This window comes from Colwellia sp. RE-S-Sl-9 (genome assembly GCF_048296855.1).
GTDB lineage: Bacteria > Pseudomonadota > Gammaproteobacteria > Enterobacterales > Alteromonadaceae > Pseudocolwellia.
The window spans coordinates 2,610,609-2,636,268 of sequence record NZ_CP182631.1 but is presented as its reverse complement, the minus strand read 5'-3'; the positions used below and the strand labels follow the sequence as shown (position 1 = coordinate 2,636,268).

The following is a 25,660-nucleotide window of genomic DNA, read 5'->3' as shown; positions in this document are numbered from 1 at the left end:
TATATAACAGTTAAGTTAACTGTCCAGGTTACGGTTAAGTGTCAGTTTTTACTTATTTATTTAAGCAAGGAGTGTAAGCTTTTAGTCTGTTGCTTAGTTAGCGTGTTACGAAAAAACATGTAACAAAAAAGATAGAAATTTGCATGTACCTTGCTAGTAATTAGCTAGTCTATTGAATTTCACTGAGCTTTAACAGTTTTAAGAGTAAATTATGTATTTTAAAAGTAAGTCGGTTTTGTTTCACACTGTATTGTTGATATCAAGTGGCCTCATTTCAACAAATGTATTGGCTATTGATGAAGGTAAATTAGCATTTGATGAAAACTGTAAAGCCTGTCATGCGCTAGATAGATTTAGCACTGGGCCCTCTTTAGTTTACATTAGAGATAATTATCCAGAAGATAATAATAAGGCTTTTTTAGCGTGGGTAAAATCTCCAGGTAAAAAAAATCCTGACACGATTCAAATGCCGCCAATGGGACATTTAAGCGAAAGGGTTATTAGTCAAATACACGAGTACATACTAACCGTCAGCGAACATGTTAAAGAAAAGCAAGATAAACCTAAATTTCCACCTTTTAAACGCCCAGAACGAAAATTCCCCTATGTTACTCGAGGCGTTTTACCTTTTACCAGTCCAGCATCAATTGTCGTGAGTTTAACCCCTAAAGTCTCAATCGTATGGGATAGTTATATTGGTAAAGTGCGCTATGCATTTCCTACGTTTGCGCCATTTCATGGTGAGAAAAACCGAGAAAAAAATAGCAAACAAATTTTATACAGAGAAAACGATAATACAGGCTTTTCTTTTGCTGAAGGACAAGCCGTTAACTTTAAAGGTTATGAATTGATCGGAGGCTACCCAGAGTTTTATTACCAAATAGGCAAGATTAAAGTAAAAGAAAAAATCACGATAGGCTCAAAAACCAACAGTTTTAAACGCAGCTTTCAAATTAGCGGAATGACAAAAGAGAGCGAGCCGATCAGCCTAAATTTATCCCATAAAAGTCAAGAAAGCTCATCAAGCCAAATTATTGCTAGCCATGGGCGCTTAATGAACAACAGTTTACATTTAACGGCAGCAGAAGCTGCAGACTTTAGTGTTGAGGTAGTATTACCATGAGAATATTAACAAGCTTATTAACTTTAGGGTTAACACTTAGCTCAACCGTTTACGCCGAAAAAAACACATGGTTAGATTATTATGATATTGAACGAGTTGAATATCCAAAGACGATAGACCCACAAATCAGTGGTCTAAGTGCATTAAAAGACGGCAGAATTGCCTTGACGACTATCAGTGGCGATTTGGTTTTGTATCACCCTAAAAAACAAACATGGAAAACCTTTGCGACAGGTTTAGATCAGCCATTAGGAATTGTTCAAGACAGCGATAACAGTTTTGTGGTGATGCAAAAGCCGGAGCTTACTCGCCTAGTTGATAAAAACAACGATGGAAAAGCCGATCTTTATCAAACTCTTTACAGTGATTTTGGTATGACGGGTAATTACCATGAATTTGCCTTTGGACCAGCGGTCGATAGCAAAGGGAATTATTATATCTCGCTTAATATTGCCTCTAACTTTAATGGTATCAATGAATATATTCGCGGTGAATATAGCGACATGTGTCCCCCAGAAGATAAAATGCGTGAATGGCATGACTTTAAAGCGTGGTTAGCTGGTTATAGAAAAAACGTTACGCGCATGTTTTCTTGTGTGCCTTATCGTGGCTGGGTAATAAAAATATCACCCGATGGCACAGCTGAACCTTATGCATCTGGTTTTCGTTCTCCAGCCGGTATACATATTGATCCGCAAGATAAACTTTGGGTTACCGATAATCAAGGTGACTGGATTGGTACAAGCCCACTCCATCAAATAAACAAAGGTGACTTTGCTGGTCATCCTGCCTCGTTACATTGGTTGAAAGATTGGAAAATAAAACATCAAGACGTGACAACAGATGACTTACTCAAAATACGTAAACCCGCAGCGGGCTTATTTCCACAAGGTGAATTAGCAAATTCGCCCACTCAACCGTTGTCGACGATTAAACCTGAACTCTTTGGCTTACCTGAAGGCGAATTAATAGTCGGAGATATGAATATTAATAATTTGATCCGCTTTTTACCTGATCCAACTGGCGGCGCGATGCAAGGTACGCTCATTCCTTTTATTAGCGGTGATGAACTTGGTATTGGTAACTTCCGATTAGATTTCTCTCCCGATGGCAGTTTGTGGGTAGGTAAAGTGCATTTAGGTTGGGCGGGCGATGAAGGCTTACTGAAAATTAGCAAAAAGCCGAAAGACATTTTTATTGTTAACCAAGTTAAATTATTACACGACGGTTTTGAAATTAGCTTTAATCAAACACTGGTTAATATACCTCCACAAATAGAGATCACTCGGCACAGTTACCATTATCACGCGGCATATGGCTCAGAGAAAGTCGACCTACAAAAAGTTAATGAGGGCAATATCAGCTTAGCTAAAGATAAAAAAAGCATAAAAGTTATCATCCCGAATTTATTAGCAGGTCAGTTATACACCATCAATTTAAGTGGCTTAAACGATAGTAAGAGTCGTCCTCTCATGGGAGATATACTCAGATACAATGTAAATAAGTTACCTCAAATAACTACATTTAAAAGAAGTAAATAATAATGATTAATAAAACTCAAAATATCAGTAAAGCCAGTCTTATTTTAGTGGGATTCATTACGGCTACAGGTGCATATGCAAATAAGCCAGATCCTAAATTAACTGAAATTTGGGAACCTATACCTAAAAAAATACAGGTAAAACCTATTCCATCAGATGCTATCCCTTTGCTTCAACAAGCAAGCGATGTAAACAAACATTGGCAGCATACAAATGGCAAATCAGTTAATTGGATTTACAAAAACGACAGCTTAACGATCAAGCCGAAAAGTGGGTCTATTATTACAAAGCAAAGTTTTTGTGACATGCAGTTGCATGTAGAGTGGCGTGCTCCTATAGCGAGTGAGCGACGTAAAGATGCTCCCAAGCACGCTAATAGCGGTATTAAAATACAAGGGCGGTATGAGGTTCAAATACTCGACACGTATAACACTAAAGTTTATGTAAATGGTCAGTCAGGTTCTATTTATAAGCAATCGGCTCCTTTGGTTGATGCGTTATCACCTAGTGGTGAGTGGAATATTTACGATATTATTTACCGTGCACCTCAGTTTGATCAGGCCGGCGAATTAACTAAAGCGGCATATATTACCGTGTTACATAATGGTGTATTGGTACAAGAACATTTCGAAATACAAGGGACAACTATGTACAATGGTAAAGCGAAATACTTCAATGCTCATGGCTGTAAACCTATATTGTTACAAGATCACGATGGTGAAATTAGCTTCAAAAATATTTGGGTGAGAGAGTTGTAGGTTGACGTTAACGAGTGAATGTATGGTCAACACGCTCTAGTTAAAGAGCTGGCAGGGAAAGCCAGCTCCGATACGACTCTAATTCATTGTTATACCCGTCACCACTCAAGCGCTTCTTCGATGGGTCTAAAATTTATGCTTCGTTATTAACTTTAGTCAGGTTCCTACATGGATGAATGATAACGGGTATATAACTAGTGATTATGCTCTTCCTCTCCAGCTATACCAAGCCATGTTGCGCTGCCTGGAGTAAAGTTTAATTCAAAGCTGTTTATTATTTCACCTTCATGTAAATCAAGGGTTGTGACTTTTTGTTCGTTGATAATATATATTAACTCATTGGCTTTAGAGGCGATAATTGAAGGTTGTGCACCTACGGCTAAGTTATCAAATACTTTAAATCGTTCTTCTAATTGCCAGTTATCTTCAGCAGGGAATACATTTAAATACCCGTTATTATCAAGTATTAATAGGTGTTCATTGTGACCATCAAAAGCATATGTGACAGAGGTTAAATCGTCTTCTGATTGCCAGTTAAACTGAGTGATATCTTGTGCTGCTAAATCAATTAGATAGAAGTCAGAGGAAGCGGTGCCAATCATTACATTGCTTTCTGCGCTACCTTTTAACGAGCCAATACGTACGCCTTCAGCTAAACCTGCTGGATTAGGAATTTTATAGTCGGTAAAAACATTACCTTGTTGTTCAATTGCTAAAACACCGTCACCACAGGCAAAGGCGATGTGTGTTTCATTTTGAAAGCTGCCATGTAAAGCGGGACATGCCGTTTCAAAGGTTTGCTCTTGATGAAAGTGATCATTATGTAATTCTAGTAAGCTAATGTGTTCTGGCAAGCTGCTCTCAGTATTACTGTCGCGTAATGTTGTTAAAACATAATCGCCGCGAATTTCTGCTGTGCCGTGCATATAAGTATCAAAATCATGGTCTGCAATTGTTTTTTCTGCACTGATACTTTGATCACTTAATACACTCAAGCTAGCGTTAGCACCGGTATCTTTATTACCATCAAAAAATATTACGGTTTTATCACCACGTGGCACGTAGTGAGTTGGTTTTACGTCGTGCAAAGTAAAACTTGTTAATACAGGCTCATCAGTGTGTTGGTCGTAATGATCGCCATGGAGTTCTTGCCATAAACCACCATCGATAAATTCAACTGTATCAAATGAACGTTGTACAGCTACCGCATAACGGTTTTCTGGACTTGCGTACAAATATTCAGCAGGGTTGGTTAGCGTTATAGTTTCAACTAAGCTGTTGTCTTCTAAATTAAAAATATGAACAACGGCTTGGTCTGCTTCTGCAATAGCTAAACGACCTTTTCCTATTTCTTCGTTATGATCATCAGTATCGTCTATTACTGTTGGTGGTAATTCGACAATATTTGTTTCAGCATCGCCACAACCTACTAAAGTTGCTGCACAAACTAAGGCTAAGGTATTTAGAGTAAACTTTTTCATGATATTCCTTGGTTAAATGGGGTAGATCCGTAGATCGAATAAAAATTAAAATGTGCCACGAATGCCAATAGCAAAAGAGCGGCCTGCCAATGGTGTTAAGTCTTTTAAGAATGAGGTGTGCACTTGTGCGTATTCATCGGTTAAGTTTTTACCTTTTAAATAAACAGCGAGGTCGTGCTGGCCTAAACTAAAATGGTAATTAACATTGGCATCAACCATCACGTAACCATCAGTTGGGCTTTCTAGTGCTGCGGTATGTGTTTGCTTGAAGTAATTATTGATAAATAAGTCAGCAGAAAGGTTTTCTCCTTGATAGCTAAACTCGGTGGCGATTCGTGCGGGTGGTGTACGTGGTAAGTCTCCACCTGTATCTAAACTTGATCGAATAATATCGCCTTGAATTTTCCATGAAAATTCGTCAGTAACTTGCCAAACGGCTTGTGCTTCAAAACCATATAAAGTGACATCTTGTGCTGTGAAAATGAATAGAGGTAAGGTGCTTTCTTCTTCCGCCTCTTCTGCATGGTCGTGTTCATGCTCATGTGCACTTTCGGTATATAAACCCGTAGCTTGCTCGTAATAGTAATCGTCTATTTGGTTGTAAAAAGCATTAAGAATAAAGCCAAAATCGCCTTTGAATTTACGTAAACTCAAATCAATGTTGTTAGCTGTTTCCATTTTTAAAGCTTGATGATTTAAATCAAAATAAGGTGTTTCTCCGTTAGGTGTTTGTAATGAAAATAGTGCGCCTACTTCATATGAACCTGTACCGATATGAGGGCCAAAAGATAAGAGTTCAGAGGCTGAAGGGGCTCTTTGAGAATGCGATAATGATAAGGCTAGATTGTAGCTATCACTAAAGTCCCATACTAAACCTGCTGAAAGGCTGACGGGTGTAAATACATGTTTAACATTAAAGTTACGCGTGATTTCTTCAGAACCATGATTGTGTCCGGCATGAGGATCTTCTTCACTTAACTCATGTAATAGTTCAACTTCGGGTAAATGCACGGTTGCTGCGCTAATTTCGGTACGCTCAATACGTGCACCAAGCTGTAATAATACTTCGCCAAAATGACGCTCTTCCATTAACGCTAATGCAATTGAGTCAGTTTTTGATGGTGGAGTAAATGCTTCTTCACCTACAGCAGTAAAGTCACTTTGTTTATAGTGGATACTTAAACCGCCACGCCAATCCCAAATGTTTTGGTGTAATATTTCGGTGCGTGCTTCTATGGTTTCATTGTCGAATGTTGTACCAACAACACCAACTTCTAGTTCACTATGTAGGTAATCGGTATACGCCACCTTAGTGTTAACCGATTTGATATATTTATTATCAAAATTTAATTCACTTAATAATTGCCAACGTTTTTGTTTTAAATCTGCAAGTACTTCTATGTTTTCATCGCCATGGCTATGCCCTGGAATACCATATTCTTGATCTAAAGTTTGATAAGACATACCGACAAAACCATTGTCGAGTAAATAGCTAGTACCAAGAGTAAAACCACTTGATTCTGCGGCTGAATTTTCTACTTCGTCGATGCTGTTTTTTTCAGGTATTTGGTAGTTTTCGCTATCACGGTAAAAAGCATCGGCATGTACAGCAACATTACCTATGCCACTATTGAACGAGCCTGACGCTAAAGATTGTTCGTTATTACTATTGTGCTCAACCAGCCACTCTCCTTTGGTGTCTATACTACGAGGCACTCTTTCATCAACAAGGTTAACCACACCGCCGATAGCTCCGCTCCCATAAAATAAGGTGGCTGGTCCGCGTAAAACTTCAATGCGTTCTGAAGTGGATGTTTCGGTAGATACCGCATGATCAGGACCGATACGTGATGCATCACCAGCATCTAAACCATTTTGAGTCACTAATACTCGAGGTCCGTCTAGGCCACGAATTATAGGCGTACTGGCTACACCACCATGAAAATTACTATGTACGCCTACTTCTTTGCTTAGGCTATCACCCAGTGTGTTTTCTTGACGCATGCGTAAATTTTCACCGTGTAATACAGTAATAGGTAAAGCTGATTCAATGTTTGAGCTATGAAAGGGGGTTGCATGAATATCTATAATTTCAATGGCTGATTTATCAAGAGATACACTTACGTTAGCTTGTTTATTTTCGTTAACATTTACGTCGACATTTCTATGAACAAAATTGTCTGCAACAACGTGCAGTTCATAACGTCCTGGTTGTACTTCTAAGGTAAATAGGCCTTTCTCATTGGTGACAGACGTATTATTCGTTCCCATTATTTTAACGGTAGCCCCTGAAACAGCTTGGCCTTGACTGTTTTTGATGACGCCTTGAATTTGTTCAGCGTTTAGCTCTGCACTTGCTGAAACGGCAAGTAGCACGCTGATGATTTTGGATAGTTTTTTCATGATTCCTCGTTTATAAGTGTTATAATATAACAATTCGTATAAATGTTATGTTATAACATAACACTTCGCAAGGCGTTTTTATCAATGAAGAAATGTTTTGCAGTAAAAAAGAGGTGTTAGCTGACGAATGATTTAAGGTTAATGAGAAAGAGTAACGGGGGATTTTTGATTTAAATGAGAAACTTTTGTGTATTAAATGGTTAATCTGAGATTGATACCGTGATGTTAGCTAGGTAATTTATAGTGGGCCGATAATGCTAGAAGTTGTTGAGCAGGTACTGGTTTACTAAAATAATATCCTTGTACGTAGTCACATCCCAACTCATCTAATATGGTTAGTTGCTCATGCATTTCTACTCCTTCAGCAACAACAACTAAACCTAAGCTATGTGCCATTGCTATTGTTGCTTTTACTAGAACACGATCTTCTTTGTTAATAGTTATATCATGAATAAATGAGCGGTCTATTTTTATTACGTCAAAAGCGTATTGTCTTAAATAACTTAATGATGAATAGCCAGTACCAAAGTCATCCATGGATAATTTAGTTCCTAATTTATTAAGTTCAACCAATGCCTCATCGATGTAAGATTGGCCTGTCATTAGCACGCCTTCTGTAATTTCAAATTCGAGACTATTAGCATGAACATTCGCGTCTTTTAATGATTGTTTAATAATGTTGAGTAACTCTTTATCTCTGAACTGTCGAGGAGATAAATTAACCGCGATAGTATATTTTTTTTGATCAACAATTTGCCAGTGACTTAAAAAGTTTAATGCTTGCTTAACAACATATTGTCCAATAGGTACTATTAAGCCAGTATGTTCAGCAATTGGAATAAATTCATCTGGCGTTACATTGCCTAAAGTATTGTTATGCCAGCGAAGTAAGGCTTCGGCGGCTACAATTTTTTTACTTTTAACATCGAATTGCGGTTGATAATAAACTTCAAATTCATTGCGCTCTAATGCGCCACGCATTTGTTCTTCAATTTCAAAGCGACGTATCATGGTTACATTCATTTCTTTAGTAAAAAACGAATGTGAATTACGCCCTAAAGCTTTAGCTTGGTACATAGCGGTATCTGCATTGCGTAGCAAATCAGAGGCACAACAGCCATTATCAGGATAGATAGCAATACCGATACTTAATGTTAAAATTAATTCTCTACCATCAATTTGAAAAGGTTCTCTAAAGGTATCAAGTAAAGTTTCAGCAATAACTAACGCATTATTATCGTCAGTTAAACCTCGTAATAATACAATAAATTCATCACCACCTAAGCGACCAACCGTGTCTTCTTTTCGTATCGCTTGTTTTAATCTGTGGGCTGACTCTATGAGCAGTTTATCGCCTACTTCATGACCTAATGAATCGTTAACTTTTTTGAAATCGTCTAAATCTAGAAAAAACACAGCTGTTTTTTCATTGTTCCTTTCGGCTTCATTAAGCATTTGTGATAAACGGTCTAGGGCTAAAAAGCGATTAGGTAATGAGGTTAATGCATCAAAATAGGCATGTTGACGAATAATTTCAGAAGATTTGTGTTGCTCTGTAATATCACGAACAATGGTTACTACTTGTTGATATTCTGGCAGGTGGCTAATTCTTGCTTCAAAGTAGACTAAGCCATGAGGCATTTTTAACTCATATTCAAAACTTGATATACCTTCTTGTTTTAATACTTGCTCAATATGAAATTGAAATTTACTAGCAACTTCTTTAGGTAATACATCTATTATAGGTTGACCTATAAATTGTTGTGGTGAAGCGTATAGGTTTTTTTTATTACTTGCATGATAATCAATGATGGTTCCACTTTCTTCCATCAAGAAAAATAAATCAGGTGTTGCCTCAAATACAGCCTCAAGCATATGTTCTTTAAACTCAGCTTGAGCTTGAGCGTCTCTAATATCAGTTAAATTAATATCAATACAATACATTTGTTTTTTATTGTATTGATTAGTAAGCATGACATGGCTTGAAAAAACATTCACATCTTCGCCGCTTTTATTACAAAGGGTAATTTCTGAAGCGGGAATTTCTATGTCATTTTTTACCCAATTCTTGTGCGCATTAATAACCAATTCACACATTGCCTTAGGAATAATAAGTTCTTCTATCTTAGCCCCTAAAGCTTCTTCTTTAGAGTAGCCATAAAGTAATTGACTACCTATATTCCAATAGATAACTCGTCTTTCTTCGTCATATCCTTGCACTGAAATAGCATCCACTGCATCAAACAACTGATGCAGTGGATCATTTACAATAGTTTTCTCAGCTACTAAATTATTATTTTTCTTCTTATTCTTCATAATAGAGGAAATGGGCAGTTACGTTACTTTTATAGTAGACCTAGAACCTATTTTTTGCATATTTTAGATGTGATTTTAGTTAGTTTTTATATTGTATGTTTACTCTATTTTAGAGGGGGGAACAGACTTATCTTGTTGATGGGTTTGTGTTTTATTCATTAAAGTAATGAGTTAATTAAATAGCAACTGTTTCGTTATACCAAACGCAATAAGCGATTGGTATTATACATTGAGTACTTTTTTCAAAGGCGTTAAATATTCTTCAAAGTAGCGCCATTGTTCTGTTGCACTTTTATAAATAGGTTGGCGAACTTGCTCTGAACTAGGGGTTTTAATTGCGCGTTGAGTTTTATGAAAATCGATACAGGATTGCTCAAATGCTAAACCACAAAAATCAAGCATTCTGTGAACTTCTTTATCTAAGTCTTCGACTACATCTTCATGATTTACCGTTAAAATAAAGTTGGGGAGTACTTGTTTCCAATGTGCCATTAATTTTAAATACGCTTGATAGTAACGACCTATGTCTTCAAGGCTGTAGCTAAAGTCTTGCCCTTCGGCAAATAACTGTTTAAAACCACTAAAACAACAGGCCATTGGTGAGCGTCTGGCGTCAATAATTTTTGCATTAGGTAAAATCAGTTTGATCAGGCCTAAATGGAGAAAGTTATTAGGCATTTTATCGATAAAGAACGGCGCGTTATCTCGATACACACGTGTTTCATCAATAAACTGTTGGCCGAAACGTTTAAAGTAATCACTGTTTATTTCGTGTAAATTTTTAGGGTATGGACTTTCTTGATTATCTTTAGTTTGAACACGACCACGCAAACGAGAGGCTAAGCCTAAAATATTATGTAGCTCCATGGTACCGTCTACTTGGCTATGCGATGCTAATATTTGTTCAAGTAAGGTAGAGCCTGCACGAGGTAAGCCCACAATAAAAATAGGATCGGGGGTGTCGAACCCTATATGTGCGTATTTTTCAAAAAGCTCAGCAGTGCAATATTTAATTTGTTCATCTACTTGTTGTTCAATTTTATTGATGTCGAAGCCATTGTTGGATCGTTGTAATTGGTTGCCTTGCTGGTAAGCTTGAAATGCTTGTGGGAAATCTTTTTTGTCTTCAAAGGCTTTACCCGTGGCAAAATGTAATTGTACTTTATCGATTATTGCTAAACTTTCATCTTCTCGCTTAGCCTGCATTTGCGCAATTTCTTCATCACTAAAACGATAGGTTTTAGTATTGGCTAAACTCCAATAGGCATCACCGTAATTGGGGTTGATTTGATAAGCTTTTTGGTAAGCTTGCACCGCTTTCTTTATATCGCCTTTGGCTTTTAGTGCGTGGCCTAGTTGTAAATGTAAGCCAGCAATTTTATCGTCTTTACTTATAATTTTTTCAAATAAGGCGATGGCTTCTTCTATTTCCCCTAAACCTGTTAAAACACTTGCTTTAGCAATGTTATAACTTAAGTTATCTGGCTGCTTTGCAAGTAAGGTATTTACCTGCTGTTCCGCCATTTTGTATTTACCTAAACGAATAAGTAAATTGAGGTATTGAGATCTAGCGTTAATATGAGTAGGTGCTATTTCAATCGCACTGGCGAGAAGAAACTCGGCATCGTCGTATATTTTAAGTTCTATGCCTATTTCAGCCAGCATGCACATACCATCCACATGATGTTTGTTATTTTGTAAAAAATGTCGGCAAACTTGTTCTGCTTTTAGGAGTTTACCTTCATGCATAAACTCGGTTACTGCCAGTAACGCTGGCGGTAAGCTTTTTAATTTAGCTAAATGATTGGCTGCTTTTTGTACATTTTGTGGTTGATTTGTATCTCGGTAAATTTCAATTAATTCTTGCCAACTAGCGACTAAGCTCGGGTTAAGTTCTACGGCTTTTTCAAATGAATTTTTTGCTTGTTCAGAATGATTTAATGCGAGGTGATTATAGCCTTGCTCTTGGTGCGCTCTGCTGTGTGTATTGTTGCATTTTAGTAATTCAGTAATACTGATTAAGGCGTTGGAATAATCTTTACTATAACGTTGGGCTACGGCTAGTAAATACCACAGTTCAGCCTGCTCTTCCTGATTCGAGGTTTGTTCAAGCAATTGTTTACTTTGTTTGATGGCATCATTAAATTTTGCGGTTTGAATTAACTGTTGAATTGATTTTAACTGCGCTTCAAATGAGAGAGGTGATGTGTTGTTCAACGATTTAACTCCACGAAATATAATGAATAATGAAATACTTTGCTTATTTTACTTGTTATAACTTATTTTAGTAATAAAAAGCCGCTTGAGGTGATATGGATATATTTCTCAAGCGGCAATTTTTAACTTACAAGCTTTCTAAGATTTAATAAAAATCGTAAGAAAATCTAAAGCCGATGGTACGAGGTCTATTCGATACCACTTTTGGCGTAAACTGCTGTGTATCAATATATAACGTAGCGTGTTCATCTGTTACGTTATCGATAAAGAGCTCTGCTTTCCATTCGTCGTTGGTTACACCAAAGCTTAAGTTGGCTAGTACGTAGCTTTCTTGTATGTAACGACCACCAGCAAAAGTGTTACCATTGCTGTCTTTGTAATTAACACCAGCATAAACATCGGCTTCTTTTTCAATCTTTAAGCCAGAACCTGTGCCGTAAATTTCTCGCGTGGCGTCTTCGTTTACATAAGCGTCCATTGTCATGCTGGCTAAGCGTTCGCCGGTATAACTAATTGAACCGTTAACATAACCTGTTAAGTCGCCTTTTAGTGGGTAAAAGTACTGTGCTTGTAAGTTACCAGAAAACTCAGCGGAGTAAGGTAATCTGCTACCTACTGCTGGCGCAATACCTGCAAGTTCATCGTTTACTGAAGTTAACTCGGTATCAATAACACTAAATGCACCTGATATAATTAAGTTATCACTTGCTACCCAGCTGAAGTCACCGTCAATCCCTTTAATTTCAGCATCGCCTACGTTATCAGTAAATACTAAAAAGCTGATATTGGTTGGGTCGTATCGTGATGTTTGTAAATCAGATATTTTTGAATAATAGGCTGTTGCGTTAAATCGTAAGGCTTGGTCGAATAAGGTTGATTTAAAACCTAACTCATAATTGTCTAAACTATCTGTTGTTGAATAAACCGGAATGTGAAAGCTTTCAAAAGCTCCTTCGGGATTTTTAGCTTTACCGCCGCCTACACGGTTGGTAACTGGAGGTCTAAAACCTTCAGAGTATGATGCAAAAATCATGATGTCGTTTGATACTTTCCAATCAATTGAGGCTTTAATAATGATATCGTCTACCGTTAACGTGCCATCAGCATCAAGTAGGTCAGTTTCTAATTGGCCACTAGCAACTGCTGCTTTAATGGCTGCCACTTCGCTTGCTGATGTAGTGGTGGTTGCAAAGTATTCTGTTAATGCCGCGTCGCTACCATCACCAAAGGCTTTTAATCGACTACTTACATCAACCGTTGAGGTTGCACCTTTAAACGAATCTTCAATTTGATACCAACGTGCACCCAAGCCAGCTGTAACTGTGTCTGTTATATCAAACTCTAACTGACCAAATACAGCTACTTGGTCTATGATATGAGTTACATCATTAACAAAGCTAATTTCAGATGAGAAAGGAGTATTAAAACCGTCACTGTTTATACCGTCATTACCTTTAAGCTTTGTTTGTAAATTAGTAAAATCGTAAGCACCGTCTAGGCTGGTATTGGCAATATTAAATTGGCCAACGGTTGATAATTCTTGTGAGTCGTAAAAAACACCCGCAGTAAGTCTCCAGCGGTTTTCAGCTGAAGTATTTAAACGCAGCTCATGAGTCGTTCGCGATGTGTTTGTTTGCTCTTTATAGAATTTAGTTGGATCAGCACATGATTGTTCGCCTGCAGGTACGCCAGCGTAATTACACACATAATATGCCGAAAATGAACCACCATTAGTATAGCCGGTGTAATCAATAGTTGAGTTGATGTCTCTATCTAAATAACCGCCGGTGTAAACAATATCAAGATGGTCAAGACGACCTTCTAATGTCCATGTGGTTAAACCAAAATCATCATTGTTATTTTCTGGTATAAAGCGATTGGTTGATGTTTCACCTTCAAGGTTTGGATCGTACGCAAACACACCTTCAGTATCTAAAGACTGTTGAGTATGCTGAACAAGTAGTTCCCATTCGTTATTAATTAAATACGATAAACCAAAGCGTGCGCCTGCATAGTTTGCTGTATTAAAGTTGTCTTCAACTAATGCATCATTTTTGGGTGCCGTTACTGGTGTATTTTCTGGATCGGCTAAAGCGCCGCCTGAAATTCTACTAATAACAACGGCACTACCTTGATACCCACCTTGGCCAGGTACATTTAAAATGTTGTCGATCCAACCACCTTGGTGATCATTATAAGCGGCAACACGTACTGCAACAGAGTCGCTTAAAGACATATTAAAATATGCTTCAACCGAGTTGCTCATATCGCCACCTTTGGTAGAGCTAACGCCTGTATCAAAACCAGCAGCAAAACCGTCATGAGTAGGTTTGTTGGTAATTAAACGTACCGTGCCTGATTGAGAGCTTGCACCAAAAAGTGTGCCTTGTGGCCCCGGTAAAACTTCTACTCGTTGAACATCGGTGGCGTAAACATCTAAGTTACGGCCTTGCATTGAAACGGGTTGTTCATCTAAATAAAAAGCCACAGAAGGTTGTAAGGCTTGAACGGATGAAACGGCAATATTGGTTTGTGATGTTGCTGCACCACGAATGTATATTTCGTTTTGTCCAGGGCCTGTGCCCTGAAAAATTACATTAGGTAAAAACTCTACGTATTCGTCAAAGTTAGCCACACCTAATTTTTCTAGGCTATCGCCTGTTAATGCGGTCACGGTAACAGGAACGGCTTGGATAGATTCTGAGCGTTTTGTAGCAGTAACTTCAATCGTCTCTATTTGTGCTTTGGGTTGTTTTTTTGCCTCTTCTGCATAGATATTACCTGATGCTGCTAAAGCAGTTAAGACAGCGCAATGCAGCTTAGTAAGTTTCATATTGATTATCCCTTAATGTTTTAATAATAATTCGAGCTGATATGATTAGAGTGCTAATTATATTTGAGCTCTATTATAGCTTAACATGTAATAATCTGTTTTTAATAAGTATATGTTATTAGCTTATTTCTTCTTGTTTTTATACTTTGTTGTATTTTGAGAGCTTGCAATATGTGTTATTATTTACAGATTGTTATTAATCAATGTGATATCAATACAAATTAATTTTAGGGGAAAGTATTGTCTACATCTGTTAAGAGTCAACTAAATAAAACTGTGTTTTTTAGTGCCTCATTCATTATTGTCGCGCTTTTGCTTTATACCGTTGTACTACCTAAAGAAGCACAAAGTTTATTTGCACTTATGCAAACCAGTATTGTTGATAATGGCAGCTGGTTTTATGTTTTTACCGTGGCCTTCATTTTCTTTTTTGTGATTTTTTTAGGTTTTTCTCGTTATGGAGATATTCGATTAGGGCCAGATCATTCATTACCTGATTACTCATTAGTTACTTGGCTTTCTATGCTTTTTGCAGCAGGTATGGGAATAGGTTTAATGTTTTTTGGGGTCGCTGAACCTTTAATGCATTTTTTGTCTCCACCTACGGCTGAAGCGGGTACGGTTGAAGCTGTTCAAGAAGCTATGAAGATGACTTTTTTCCATTGGGGTCTTCATGCATGGGCTATATATACCATTGTAGCTTTGGTGCTGGCCTACTTTAGTTTTCGACATAATTTACCTTTAACCTTACGTTCGGCGTTATATCCTTTAATAGGGGAGCGAATTTATCAATGGCCAGGTCATTTAGTGGATGTTTTTGCTGTAGTTAGTACGGTGTTTGGTGTTGCAACTTCGCTTGGTTTAGGAGCGTCACAAGTTAATGCTGGTTTTAGTTATTTGTTTGATATCGATGTTTCAGTAACCAATCAAATCATTATTATGTGTGTGATAACTGCACTTGCGGTGGCCTCGGTTGCTACAGGATTAGATAAAGGTATTAAAATACTCTCTGAAACTAACATGGCTTTAGCTGTAGGTTTGTTAGTACTCATTTTTGTATTAGGTCCAACGGTATTTTTATTACAAGCCTATTTACAAAATGTGGGCGATTATTTATCGGATATTGTGCATAACACTTTTAACCTTTTTGCTTACAAGAAAACAAATTGGATAGGAGGATGGACAATATTTTATTGGGGCTGGTGGCTTGCATGGGCGCCTTTTGTAGGATTATTTATTGCCAGAATATCTCGCGGCCGTACGATTAGAGAATTTATTTTAGGGGTTATGTTTATACCCACATTGTTTACCTTATTATGGATGACTATTTTTGGAAATAGCGCTATTGATTTAGTGTATAACCAAGGCGTTGTCGCTTTAGGTGACATGGTCAGTAAAGATTCATCAGTCGCGTTATTTGTTTTCCTTGAAAACTTCCCTTTTACCTCCGTATTGTCTTTTCTTAGTGTGTTAATGATCGTGATATTTTTTGTCACGTCATGTGATTCTGGCGCTATGGTTGTTGATATGCTGTGTTCGTATGGTAAAAATGACACGCCATTATGGCAACGAGTTTATTGGGCTGTGGGTATTGGTGTGGTTGCTGCCATATTATTATTAGTGGGTGGTCTTAATGCTTTACAAACCATGACAATCGCAAGCGCTTTACCTTTTGCTATTGTGCTAATACTTGCCATTATTGGCCTGATTAAAGCACTGAGGGTGGAAGCCTTTAAACAAGAAAGCCAACTCGTAACAACGCTGCCTCAGTCTAGTGGTGGAGGTGATGATAACTGGCGAATGCGATTAAAAAATATTGTTGATTTTCCAAACAAAGCTAACGCGAATAAATTTATTAACCAGACGGTATTACCTGCTTTTGAACTAGTAACTAAGGAATTACAAGAAAGCCAAATTAATGTAAAAATTTCAGATAACGATGGTTTGAGCCTGATTGTTGATCACGGTGAGGAACAAGAATTTATTTATCGTGTTGTTGCTCGAAAATATTCGCAACCTGATTTTGTTACTGAAGACGATGACGACGAACAAAGTTATTACCGTGTTGAAGTTCATTTAGTTGAAGGTGGTCAAGACTACGATATTATGGGATGGTCGAAAACGGCAGTGATCGACAATATTATTGACCAATACCACAAACATAGACACTTTTTACATTTAATTCGGTAATACTTGTTCTTTATTTTTCATAACAAATATTGTGCGCTAGTGGTCTGCTGGCGCTTAATATACAAATGAGCTTTTGTATAAAACAGATCAACTCATGCGAAAAACTGGTATTATTGCGATTTTAATTTTACAGGTTTTATTTAGGTATGGATTGGAAGATATTTTTAACAATTTTTGCATCGGTGTTTATTGCCGAGCTTGGTGATAAAACTCAATTAGCGACAATGCTTTTTGCAGCAGATAAAGAAGTGAGTAAATATACGGTATTTTTGGCAGCATCAGCAGCTTTAATTGTGGCTTCAGCTATTGGTGTTTTAGCGGGGAGTTTAATGTCAGAGTATATTAATGAAAAATACCTTCATTATGCTGCAGGTATTGGTTTTATTGTTATAGGCGTTTTTACATTATATAAAGCATAAAAATAAGGTTAACAATGAAATAAAGGGAAGGTATTTGTACCTTATCAATTCTTATTAGAATGAGCGCTTTACCTTCCAGAACTCAGGTTAATTCATTCTTTTTTCTTTGCTATGACTACCTGATTTCGTCCTATTTGTTTTGCTTGATAAAGGGCTTGGTCTGCTGCGTTACTAATCGATTTTTCGCTATCAAAATCAGGAAAAGCAGCAATTCCCCCACTAAAAGTACATTGAAATTCTTTATCTTTACTGTAATGGGTAAGTTCACTGAAACGTGTTCTTAAAGTATTAATAATAGCTTCTGCTGTTTTTGCGTCAGTATTAGGTAAAATAACAATAAATTCTTCACCGCCATAACGGCCAACAATATCGTATTTACGTAAACGTTGTTTAAATATATTTGAGATGCTTTTTAATACGCGATCACCAGCGGGGTGCCCATAATTGTCATTAATTGTTTTAAAAAAATCTAAATCTAACATGGCAAAAGAAAGGGGAGTGTTATCGCGTTTTGCTCGATCTAACTCATTTTTTAAACACTCTTTACTTTTAGTATGATTGAGTAACCCTGTGAGGCCATCGGTTTCAGCAAGTCTTCGCATTAATCGTGCGCGTAGTGCTCGGTTAGAAACAACTGAAACTAAATGCCAAGGTTTAACGGGTTTTGTCAAAAAGTCATCGCCACCTATGCTTAACGCCCCGAGTTTTTTGCCTAAATTATCTTCAGAAGACACAAACATGATAGGCGTACTCATATAGTTTTCCATTTGGCGTATCACTTGGCTTAATTCAATTCCCGTACATTTAGGCATGTATATATCCATGAGGATAATATCAGGTGAAAACTCATTTAATGCATCTAGTAATAGAAAGGGATCGTTTACTTCGCGAGTTTTCATGCCTGCTTGTTGCAATGTTAGCGCGGCGTATTCAGTTTGTGTTGGTGAATCATCAACGATTAATACTCGGTAAGGACTCTCTTGCACTTTATAACTGATCTTGTCGAGTGCACTTACTAATGATGTTATTAGTACGGGTTTGGTAAAATAAGCAAAGCCATTGGCGCGTACTGCACTTAAACGTGTTTTTAGATCATTACTCTCTGTAATAAAAATGGTTTGTAGAGGTATTTCACGCTCACTATTAATTTCAGCTATATAATCAATGCCTGCTGTTTTAGTGTTATCAAACATTGCATCCATGATCACCGCTGTAGGGTCTTGATGTTTGAGTGCGTGTTTAAATAAATTTATACAGTTAAACGTTTCTACCTGATAACCAAAAGCTTGTATTTGTAACTTTATAGTGTGAGTGAAGTATTTGTCCTCATCAATAATATAAATAAGGTTATTGCTGTCATTAGGAATAACGCTTATTGGTTGACCTTCTGCTGTAACATAAACAGGTTGGTTAGATACTGCGTTTTTATCTACTAATGCTGAGGCATCACAGAGTTTTTTAAGTACGATTTCTATTTCTTTTACAGGAAGTTTTGTAGAAGGAGGAGAAGAAAAGTTTCGTAGTAACTGCTCTATTTCTCTAGCGGCTATAGCTAAGGACTCTAGTTCAAAGGTGGCTGCAGTACCCGTTAATGTATGAGCTAAACGGTGCAATAACTCAGCCTGTTCATGATTTTGAGGTGATAATTTTAATGAATGCCAAACATCTTTAATTTCAGTAACATAAGCAGGAATTTTATCTATAAATGATAATTTTAATTGCTCAAGTTCAGCTTGGATGTCTATTGTGTTGTTAGGTGTCATGTAATTGCTGGTTCCGTTGCCATATTTCTTTAATTTGATTGGCAAGAGTCATAGGATCAAAAGGTTTTGCTATAACAGCAAGTGCGCCCATATCAAGATAGTTTTGTATTTCTTTACTCTGTACTTTAGCTGTCATAAAAATGGCTGGGATATTTTTATATTGATCAATTTCACGAATTCTTGCTAAAGCCGTTGGACCATCCATATCGGGCATCATTACATCAAAAAGAAGTAACTGTGGCTTAAAAGGGTGAATAGCATCAACAGCTTCTAAACCCGTGTTACATGTTTTTAGGGTTAAACCACCGACAGTTTCCAGTGCTAGCGTAGCCACTTGTTGGATATCGACTTGATCTTCAGCATAAAGAATTCGAATAAGTTCTTGCATAGTTATTAATCCTAGTTCAACTTTTCATGTTTTTCATGTTTTTCATGTTTTCTGTGAATAACAGCATGTATTTTTTGAATAAGCTTATTGTTGTCTGTTTTAGATTTAGTCAATGTTGCTACAACCTGACGAGCAATATTTACTGGAATATCATGAGCAGAAAAGATCACCACAGGAATATTTTTATCGTTATCATTTAACTGGTGTAATAAGTCTAAGCCTGAACCGTCAGGTAAGCCTATATCAAGTAATATTAAATCGAACTTTTCTTGTGCAATTAATTGCTTTGCTTCAGCTAAAGTTGGTGCTTGTTTTATTTGATAATTATCGATCAGTAGAGAGTTCACAATTGTGATGATATCTGAATTATCTTCAACATGTAAAATATGATGTTTTTGTTGTTTTTCAATGGCTAAACTTGTTCGAATTGATTTAACCAATTGCTCAGGTTGTATTGGTTTTTCTAGCCAATCTACAAGTTCTATACTGTCGCCTGCTTTAACTTTATCGCTATCTTCATTAGGTGACGCAACGATAATAACGGGTAACTGTCTTGTTTCTTCTTTACTGCGTAGCTCTTTCAATAGGGTAAGCCCGTTGCCACCCGGAATAATAAGATCTAAGGTGACTGCATCGTATTGATTGGTCGCGATGAGGTCTTTTGCTTGTTGATAGTCATAAGCATGGTGACAATTATAGCCTGCATCTTTGATCATCATGCTTAATAGGCGAGCAATATCGATATTGTCTTCAATAATCAAAATTAATGCTTTTTGATTTATAATTTCATTGTTATCAGCCATTAGCGGTGCTTCTTTGTATACAGGAAGCGTGAATCTAAACGTTGTCCCATTACCTTTATCACAGCTAAAATCAATTCGTCCATTATGTTCATTAACAATGGCTTTAGTGATGTGTAGTCCTAATCCAGTGCCACCTTTTTGGCGAGTGTCTGAGCTATCGGCTTGTGAAAACTTATCGAATATATGTGTTCTAAATGCTTTGGGTATGCCTTTTCCTTGATCATGTACTGAAATATGCACTTCATCTGCAATAACTTCTAGCGTAATCGTTACCACTTCATGAGTCGGTGAATACTTGGCAGCATTTGAGAGTAAATTAGACATAACTTGCTCAATACGCTTTTCATCAATATTGACCATCAATGGAGCTGTAAGTGTTGAACTGAATGTAAATGATACATTCAGTTTTTCTCCGTAACCTTTATTCGCTTCAATTGCATTGAGAATTACGGGAGTTATATCGGTTACATTTAGATCAAATGACATTTTTCCCGCTGACATTTTTTCAATATCTAAAATATCGTTAATCAGGTGTATTAAATTTTCGCTATTATTATTAGCAATAACCAGTAGTTCTTTGGCTTTCTCAGGTAACTCACCCGTTACACCGCCAAGCATTAAGCCGAGTGAACCACTGATTGAGGTTAGTGGGGTGCGTAGTTCATGACTTACAGTAGAAATAAATTCTTTTTGCATAAGCTCAATGCGCTTACGTTCAGTGATATCTCGCACAATACCAACAAAGTACTTAGTATCATCTAATGAAACTTCACTAACTGCTAATTCCATGGGGAAAGTACTATTGTTTTTTCTTTTGCCTGTGACTTCACGACCAATACCTATGATTTTCTTTTCACCAGTTTTATTATGGTGTGCAAGATAACCGTCATGTTCTTTTTGATAGGGATCAGGCATAAGCATCTTTACATTTTTGCCTATTACTTCATCTTCAGAGTAACCAAAAATAGTTGTGGCTGCGCGATTAAATGATTCTATTTTTCCATAGGCATCAATGGTAATAATAGCATCTACTACATTATCAATAACCGCAGAGAGTCTTTTGTTTTGCGCGGCAATTTTTTGCTCTAATTTTAAGGTACTGTTTTGTTGGTTTTCAGCAAAGTTGTTCATTAAATAATATAGTAATCTAAATTCATCTTTTACTGACTTAGGATCAAGGCGTATTGATAAATCACCGTGATGTAATTTTTTTGCGCTACTGGCTAACGTTAATATAGGGTAGAGAATTTTTTTGGAGACAAACCAGAAAATAAGGATTACAGATAAAATAGCAATAAATATATGTATAAGTATCATACGATCAAGCGCTTGCTTGATTTCAGAAAAAACAATCTCTTCGGGAATGTGTATCGCTAATAGCCAATATCGGTCATGATCATAAGGAGCAAAGAATATTTTCTGAAAACCAAAAAGTTCAGTTGAATTTTTAGCTAATTGCATTAATTCTTCATTGTTTTTTGTTTGCTCTGCCCATTGTGGTTCTACATCGTAAAAGTTGTAATCAAGCCCTTGTTCTTTAGCAAATGATTTACTTTTATCTTTATGCTTAATGTAATTTCCCGATTGATCCACAATATAGCTACGTATGCCGTGGTCAGTTGAAACCACATTATTGAATAATACGTCTGTAGATAGGTTAATGATTACTAGTGCTTTAACTTCTCCTAAAGCATTGTGCACAGGCGTGGCTATACGTAGTACAGGAACATGCGGGATTTGAATTTTACCGTATTCTTTATTGAGGTTTACATCAGAATAATAAACCTGCCCAGGAAGCATTTTTATGGTTTCCACAACGTATTTTTCAGTCGATTTGTTTTGTAATTCACCCTGGCTTGCGATGTTAATGCGATTATTGGCTTTTCTTTCCACCCTCACTAATTCTTCACCGTTACTTTTTATATAACGAATTTGAAGATATTGTGAGTGATTATTTACAAAGGAAAAAAATATGGTATTAAGCCGCTGCTGCCATACTTTTAAAGATTCATTACTTTTAGAGTCTGTACCGTTATTGTTAATAGCATCAATAATTGCTTGTATTGGAGGTGTATCACGTAACGACATTAAAATATTTTGATGTTCATTTAATGCTGATTTTATTTTAAGTTTGAGTAGTTTTAGTTGGCTTTGTTGTACTTCAATCGCTTTATTTTCGGCAATTTTTTGTGACTGTTGATAGCTAGTGTAACCTGTTGTAAATAAAGATATAAATAACAACGTATTTAACGCAAAAGCCACCTTAAATCGTAAACCTAATTTGTATTTACCTAACACATTCAGTCCCAAAAACATTATTTTTAATGATTATTATGAATTTAGTTTAGTATGGAGGATCACAAATAGCGATATTCTTTGGGTATAAAGGTGTTTTTAGCTTTCAGTGGAACAGTATGTTGAATGATAACGGGTATATAAGCTATTATTTGAATAGGGAAAATAGTGGCTTTTAAAAAGAGAAGATATTAATGAATACAATAAAAAGTAATTTATTGCCATCGGATAATACAGGTTTTACTTTAATTGAGCTCGTTGTTGTTATTGTTATTTTAGGTATCTTGTCTGTTACAGCATTCCCTAAATTTATTAATCTAACATCAGATGCTAATACCGCTATTATAAAAGGTGCTGTAGGAGCAATTAAATCTTCAGTTTCTTTATTTAAAACTAAAACAATTACATCAAGAAGCAGTTTTGAGGATGTAGTTGAGTTTTCAGGTGTAAAAGGCAGTAATTATCAGCCGTGGGCAGCAATGGCGACAGCAACTAGTTTTTCTGCTGATTATACTTCGCCCCCTGAAATATTCGAAGGAGCTGGCCTGAATGTTAACGATTGGGCATACCGTATTTATGTATTAAATGGTAGTTATGCTGTTGCGGCTGCTCCGAGAAATGTACTTTCTAAAGACCAACCCACTCAAGATGAAGTTAAAGCCACTAACTGTTATTTTGAATATCACTGGAAAGCTTTAGGTGAACCTGTATTAACAACGGTTAATACAGGTTGTTAATTAAAAATAATTTAAAAAGAAATGAACTTAATTGAATTGTTATGCTCTTACTATACGAGAGACTTTTATTTCCCCTTAGTATTTCATGTTTTATAGTGCGTTTACTTTTTTAAGTAAACGCTTTTTTTTGCTTAAAATTTAGCTAACCTCAACTCGGGTTAATGAATGTTAGCGAATGAATTAAAACTATTACTTAACAACAATTTAATATATATCGTTATTTTCTTAAGCTATATTAGTCTCTCAACATTGATGTTTTTGTGTATAACAAGGCGAATTTTTCTATCTAATAGCTGGCTATTAGTAATAAATTCAACGAAGTTAGACATAAAAATAGCTTGTTGAGTAACTTTGCTTATCCCGAGCTGAGGTTAGCTATTAATCGATAAAGGTCGGTAGAACGGAGGAGATGTTAGTTAACTTAATATAAGGTAGTGGGGATTTAACATTTAAACACGAGTAATGAAGGGGGGGATTATACGAGTGTACATTTTTTAGTGTTAATATTTGAGCTAAAGCTATTTTTTTATATTAAAAGAAATAACCCGCTCAAATGAATAAGTTAGCTAGTAATTATACAGCGCTTACTTTGTTAGCACATGGTCCTTTCTGACCTTGTCCAACTTCAAATTCAACCGCTTGACCGTCAGCTAATGTTGCATATTCGCCACCCGATTGGATTTCTGAATGATGAACAAAAAGATCTTTACTACCGTCTTCTGGTGTAATAAAACCGAAACCTTTATCGGCGTTGAACCACTTAACTATACCTTTACTCATATTGTATTTTCTTTATCTTATGGTGAGTTTTAAAAAAGCCATTGTTGTTATCACCATTACGACAATCGCTTGAAATTGTTTAACCCTAAAATATTAAATGGGATCTTATACTAATCACAATAACCGATTGACCATTTATTCTTCATATAAGTTGGCGCAATTTATTAATGCTTTAGGTATTATTTTTAACTGCTTTAATGTTTTATTTTAAATTTATAATCTGAAGATCTATTAGACTCAAAAGTTGTTCTAAACAAATGAATACAAACATTACGAATCACAACCAAAGATCGATAAACAGTAAAGCTGCTTACCTTAAAAGAGAAGGGAAATAAAAATAAGCTTGTCAGTGTAACACCATCTATTCTTATTAGCTTGAATATATAATTAATATAAATTTTAATCAGGGTTAATATTAATTATTGGTGAAATTAATATCTTTATTTATTTGATTTACAATATTTTATTGTTATTTGGTAGGAAAGAGCTATGTTATTTTAAATAAAAAATGAAGTTTTTTTCACAAAAAAGGAACTTTACTGCAATTAAGTGCTCTTACTATACGAGAGACTTTACTCCCTTAGTGTTTCATGTGTTTATAGTGCGTTTACTTTTTTAGGTAAACGCTTTTTTTTTGCCTAAAATATTATTTAACCTGAACTCTGGTTATTTAGTTTGTTCAATTTCTTTTGCTTTTTCGTTTAACACGGCAATAAGTTCTTCTGTAGACGCTTCGGGTAACCAGCCCGACAAGGCAATGGCGCTATATACGGGTTGTCCTAAATTTACTGCAAGAGTATAAGTTTTACTGGTTTTAAGAGAGGAGCCTGTTGTTTCTACTCTTGCGTAACCCAGTGTTCTTATTTCGGTTATTTTCTCCATTAGTAAATCAAAGTCATCAAACCCATCAATATTTTTACCTTCGTATAAATGAGATATTTCGTTATCGTCTAATTCAGATAATAAAGATAAACCCACACCACTTAATGTTGCAGGGTAATAACTTAATCTGCCCATAGCATCAACAGAATCCATACCAGGTAGAGCGTGATATAAATACGTCACCTTGTCTTGCCATAAAACGCCCATAGCAACAATTAAACCTAACTCTTTTAATGACTCTAATGGCTTAATGGCATGTCTAACATAGCCAGTAGCGTATAAACTTTGCGCCGCTAGAACGTGCATGCCTGGACCAGAGGTATATTTTCTATCAGGGGTTTGTCTTACTAAGCCAAGGTACGCCAAAGTTCTGAGCATACGATTAACTTTAGTAATATCTAATCCTAATATCCTAGATAGTTCTCGACTCCCCAAAGGGTGATCGCTAGAGGCAATACCTTGCAACGCTTCTATTCCATGAATAAGACCTTGGTTTAATTGACTACCGTATTTACCAAGCTTTTCATTATTAACGACTGAGGGTACAGAGCGTGTCATGCCAAATCCTTATTTTATGTGTGTAAGAGAATAGGGAGGGTATAAATCATATTTTATATCTAATAAAGCTATGGTTCAATTGAATGCAAGGGGTTTCGTATTTTAGCGCTTAGTGCACTTTATAATTTACCTATTTTTAGACCCATCGAAGAAGCGCTTGAGCAAAATCACTT

General features: G+C 36.3%; 16 protein-coding genes. 6 read left to right on the top strand and 10 right to left on the bottom strand.

Annotation, left to right across the window (positions count from 1 at the left end):
• The first annotated feature begins 211 nt into the window (after positions 1-211).
• Genes ACM9HF_RS11250 through ACM9HF_RS11240 form a run of 3 tightly spaced genes read left to right on the top strand, consistent with a single transcriptional unit; the run spans position 212 to position 3,422 of the window.
• The gene (locus tag ACM9HF_RS11250) at positions 212-1,123 is read left to right on the top strand and encodes a c-type cytochrome (protein WP_473607982.1); all 912 of its coding nucleotides are present in this window, start codon (positions 212-214) and stop codon (positions 1,121-1,123) included.
• Positions 1,120-2,664 carry a DUF7133 domain-containing protein gene (locus ACM9HF_RS11245; protein WP_473607978.1) on the top strand — a complete coding sequence of 515 codons (1,545 nt, stop codon included), beginning with the start codon at positions 1,120-1,122 and terminating at the stop codon, positions 2,662-2,664. Before ACM9HF_RS11250 ends, ACM9HF_RS11245 begins: the two co-directional genes overlap by 4 nt.
• 2 nt (positions 2,665-2,666) lie before the next feature.
• Positions 2,667-3,422 carry a 3-keto-disaccharide hydrolase gene (locus tag ACM9HF_RS11240; RefSeq protein ID WP_473607974.1) on the top strand — a complete coding sequence of 252 codons (756 nt, stop codon included), beginning with the start codon at positions 2,667-2,669 and terminating at the stop codon, positions 3,420-3,422.
• Between the two features lie 194 nt (positions 3,423-3,616).
• Here ACM9HF_RS11240 and ACM9HF_RS11235 read toward each other — a convergent pair whose 3' ends face one another.
• The 5 genes from ACM9HF_RS11235 to ACM9HF_RS11215 all read right to left on the bottom strand — a co-directional run bounded on the left by ACM9HF_RS11235 (position 3,617) and on the right by ACM9HF_RS11215 (position 14,672).
• Complete coding sequence (locus tag ACM9HF_RS11235) at positions 3,617-4,903, bottom strand: hypothetical protein (RefSeq protein WP_473607971.1); 1,287 nt, start codon at positions 4,901-4,903, stop codon at positions 3,617-3,619.
• A 45-nt stretch (positions 4,904-4,948) separates the two neighbouring features.
• Complete coding sequence (locus ACM9HF_RS11230; protein ID WP_473607967.1) at positions 4,949-7,306, bottom strand: TonB-dependent receptor; 2,358 nt, start codon at positions 7,304-7,306, stop codon at positions 4,949-4,951.
• A gap of 225 nt (positions 7,307-7,531) precedes the next feature.
• Positions 7,532-9,622 carry a sensor domain-containing protein gene (locus tag ACM9HF_RS11225; protein WP_473607964.1) on the bottom strand — a complete coding sequence of 697 codons (2,091 nt, stop codon included), beginning with the start codon at positions 9,620-9,622 and terminating at the stop codon, positions 7,532-7,534.
• Between the two features lie 222 nt (positions 9,623-9,844).
• Positions 9,845-11,839 carry a tetratricopeptide repeat-containing sulfotransferase family protein gene (locus ACM9HF_RS11220; RefSeq protein ID WP_473607959.1) on the bottom strand — a complete coding sequence of 665 codons (1,995 nt, stop codon included), beginning with the start codon at positions 11,837-11,839 and terminating at the stop codon, positions 9,845-9,847.
• Positions 11,840-11,984: 145 nt separating this feature from the next.
• Complete coding sequence (locus ACM9HF_RS11215; RefSeq protein WP_473607955.1) at positions 11,985-14,672, bottom strand: TonB-dependent receptor; 2,688 nt, start codon at positions 14,670-14,672, stop codon at positions 11,985-11,987.
• Positions 14,673-14,912: 240 nt separating this feature from the next.
• On the opposite strand from ACM9HF_RS11215, the gene ACM9HF_RS11210 reads away from it, so the two are divergent.
• Both ACM9HF_RS11210 and ACM9HF_RS11205 read left to right on the top strand, forming a co-directional pair.
• Positions 14,913-16,862: a BCCT family transporter gene (locus ACM9HF_RS11210; RefSeq protein ID WP_473607950.1), complete on the top strand. Its 1,950-nt coding sequence runs from the start codon at positions 14,913-14,915 to the stop codon at positions 16,860-16,862.
• 146 nt (positions 16,863-17,008) lie between these two features.
• Positions 17,009-17,281 carry a TMEM165/GDT1 family protein gene (locus tag ACM9HF_RS11205; RefSeq protein ID WP_473607949.1) on the top strand — a complete coding sequence of 91 codons (273 nt, stop codon included), beginning with the start codon at positions 17,009-17,011 and terminating at the stop codon, positions 17,279-17,281.
• Between the two features lie 92 nt (positions 17,282-17,373).
• Here the strand turns inward: ACM9HF_RS11205 and ACM9HF_RS11200 are convergent, their stop codons facing one another.
• The 3 genes from ACM9HF_RS11200 to ACM9HF_RS11190 are packed head-to-tail and all read right to left on the bottom strand — an operon-like array spanning position 17,374 to position 22,533.
• On the bottom strand, positions 17,374-19,044 hold the full coding sequence (locus tag ACM9HF_RS11200; RefSeq protein WP_473607945.1) for a diguanylate cyclase: 1,671 nt from the start codon (positions 19,042-19,044) through the stop codon (positions 17,374-17,376).
• Entirely contained in the window at positions 19,034-19,432 is a 399-nt protein-coding gene (locus tag ACM9HF_RS11195) for a response regulator (protein WP_473607941.1), read from the bottom strand. The genes ACM9HF_RS11200 and ACM9HF_RS11195 overlap by 11 nt, the downstream gene beginning before the upstream one ends.
• Before the next feature lie 11 nt (positions 19,433-19,443).
• On the bottom strand, positions 19,444-22,533 hold the full coding sequence (locus tag ACM9HF_RS11190) for a response regulator (protein ID WP_473607939.1): 3,090 nt from the start codon (positions 22,531-22,533) through the stop codon (positions 19,444-19,446).
• A gap of 191 nt (positions 22,534-22,724) precedes the next feature.
• Between ACM9HF_RS11190 and ACM9HF_RS11185 the strand changes: the two genes are divergently transcribed.
• Positions 22,725-23,267 carry a type II secretion system protein gene (locus ACM9HF_RS11185; protein WP_473607936.1) on the top strand — a complete coding sequence of 181 codons (543 nt, stop codon included), beginning with the start codon at positions 22,725-22,727 and terminating at the stop codon, positions 23,265-23,267.
• 573 nt (positions 23,268-23,840) lie between these two features.
• Here the strand turns inward: ACM9HF_RS11185 and ACM9HF_RS11180 are convergent.
• Positions 23,841-24,047 (bottom strand): cold-shock protein, encoded by a 207-nt coding sequence (locus ACM9HF_RS11180; protein ID WP_077341181.1) that lies wholly within the window; start codon positions 24,045-24,047, stop codon positions 23,841-23,843.
• A 666-nt stretch (positions 24,048-24,713) separates the two neighbouring features.
• Positions 24,714-25,487: a helix-turn-helix domain-containing protein gene (locus tag ACM9HF_RS11175; protein WP_473607929.1), complete on the bottom strand. Its 774-nt coding sequence runs from the start codon at positions 25,485-25,487 to the stop codon at positions 24,714-24,716.
• Between the last annotated feature and the right edge of the window lie 173 nt (positions 25,488-25,660).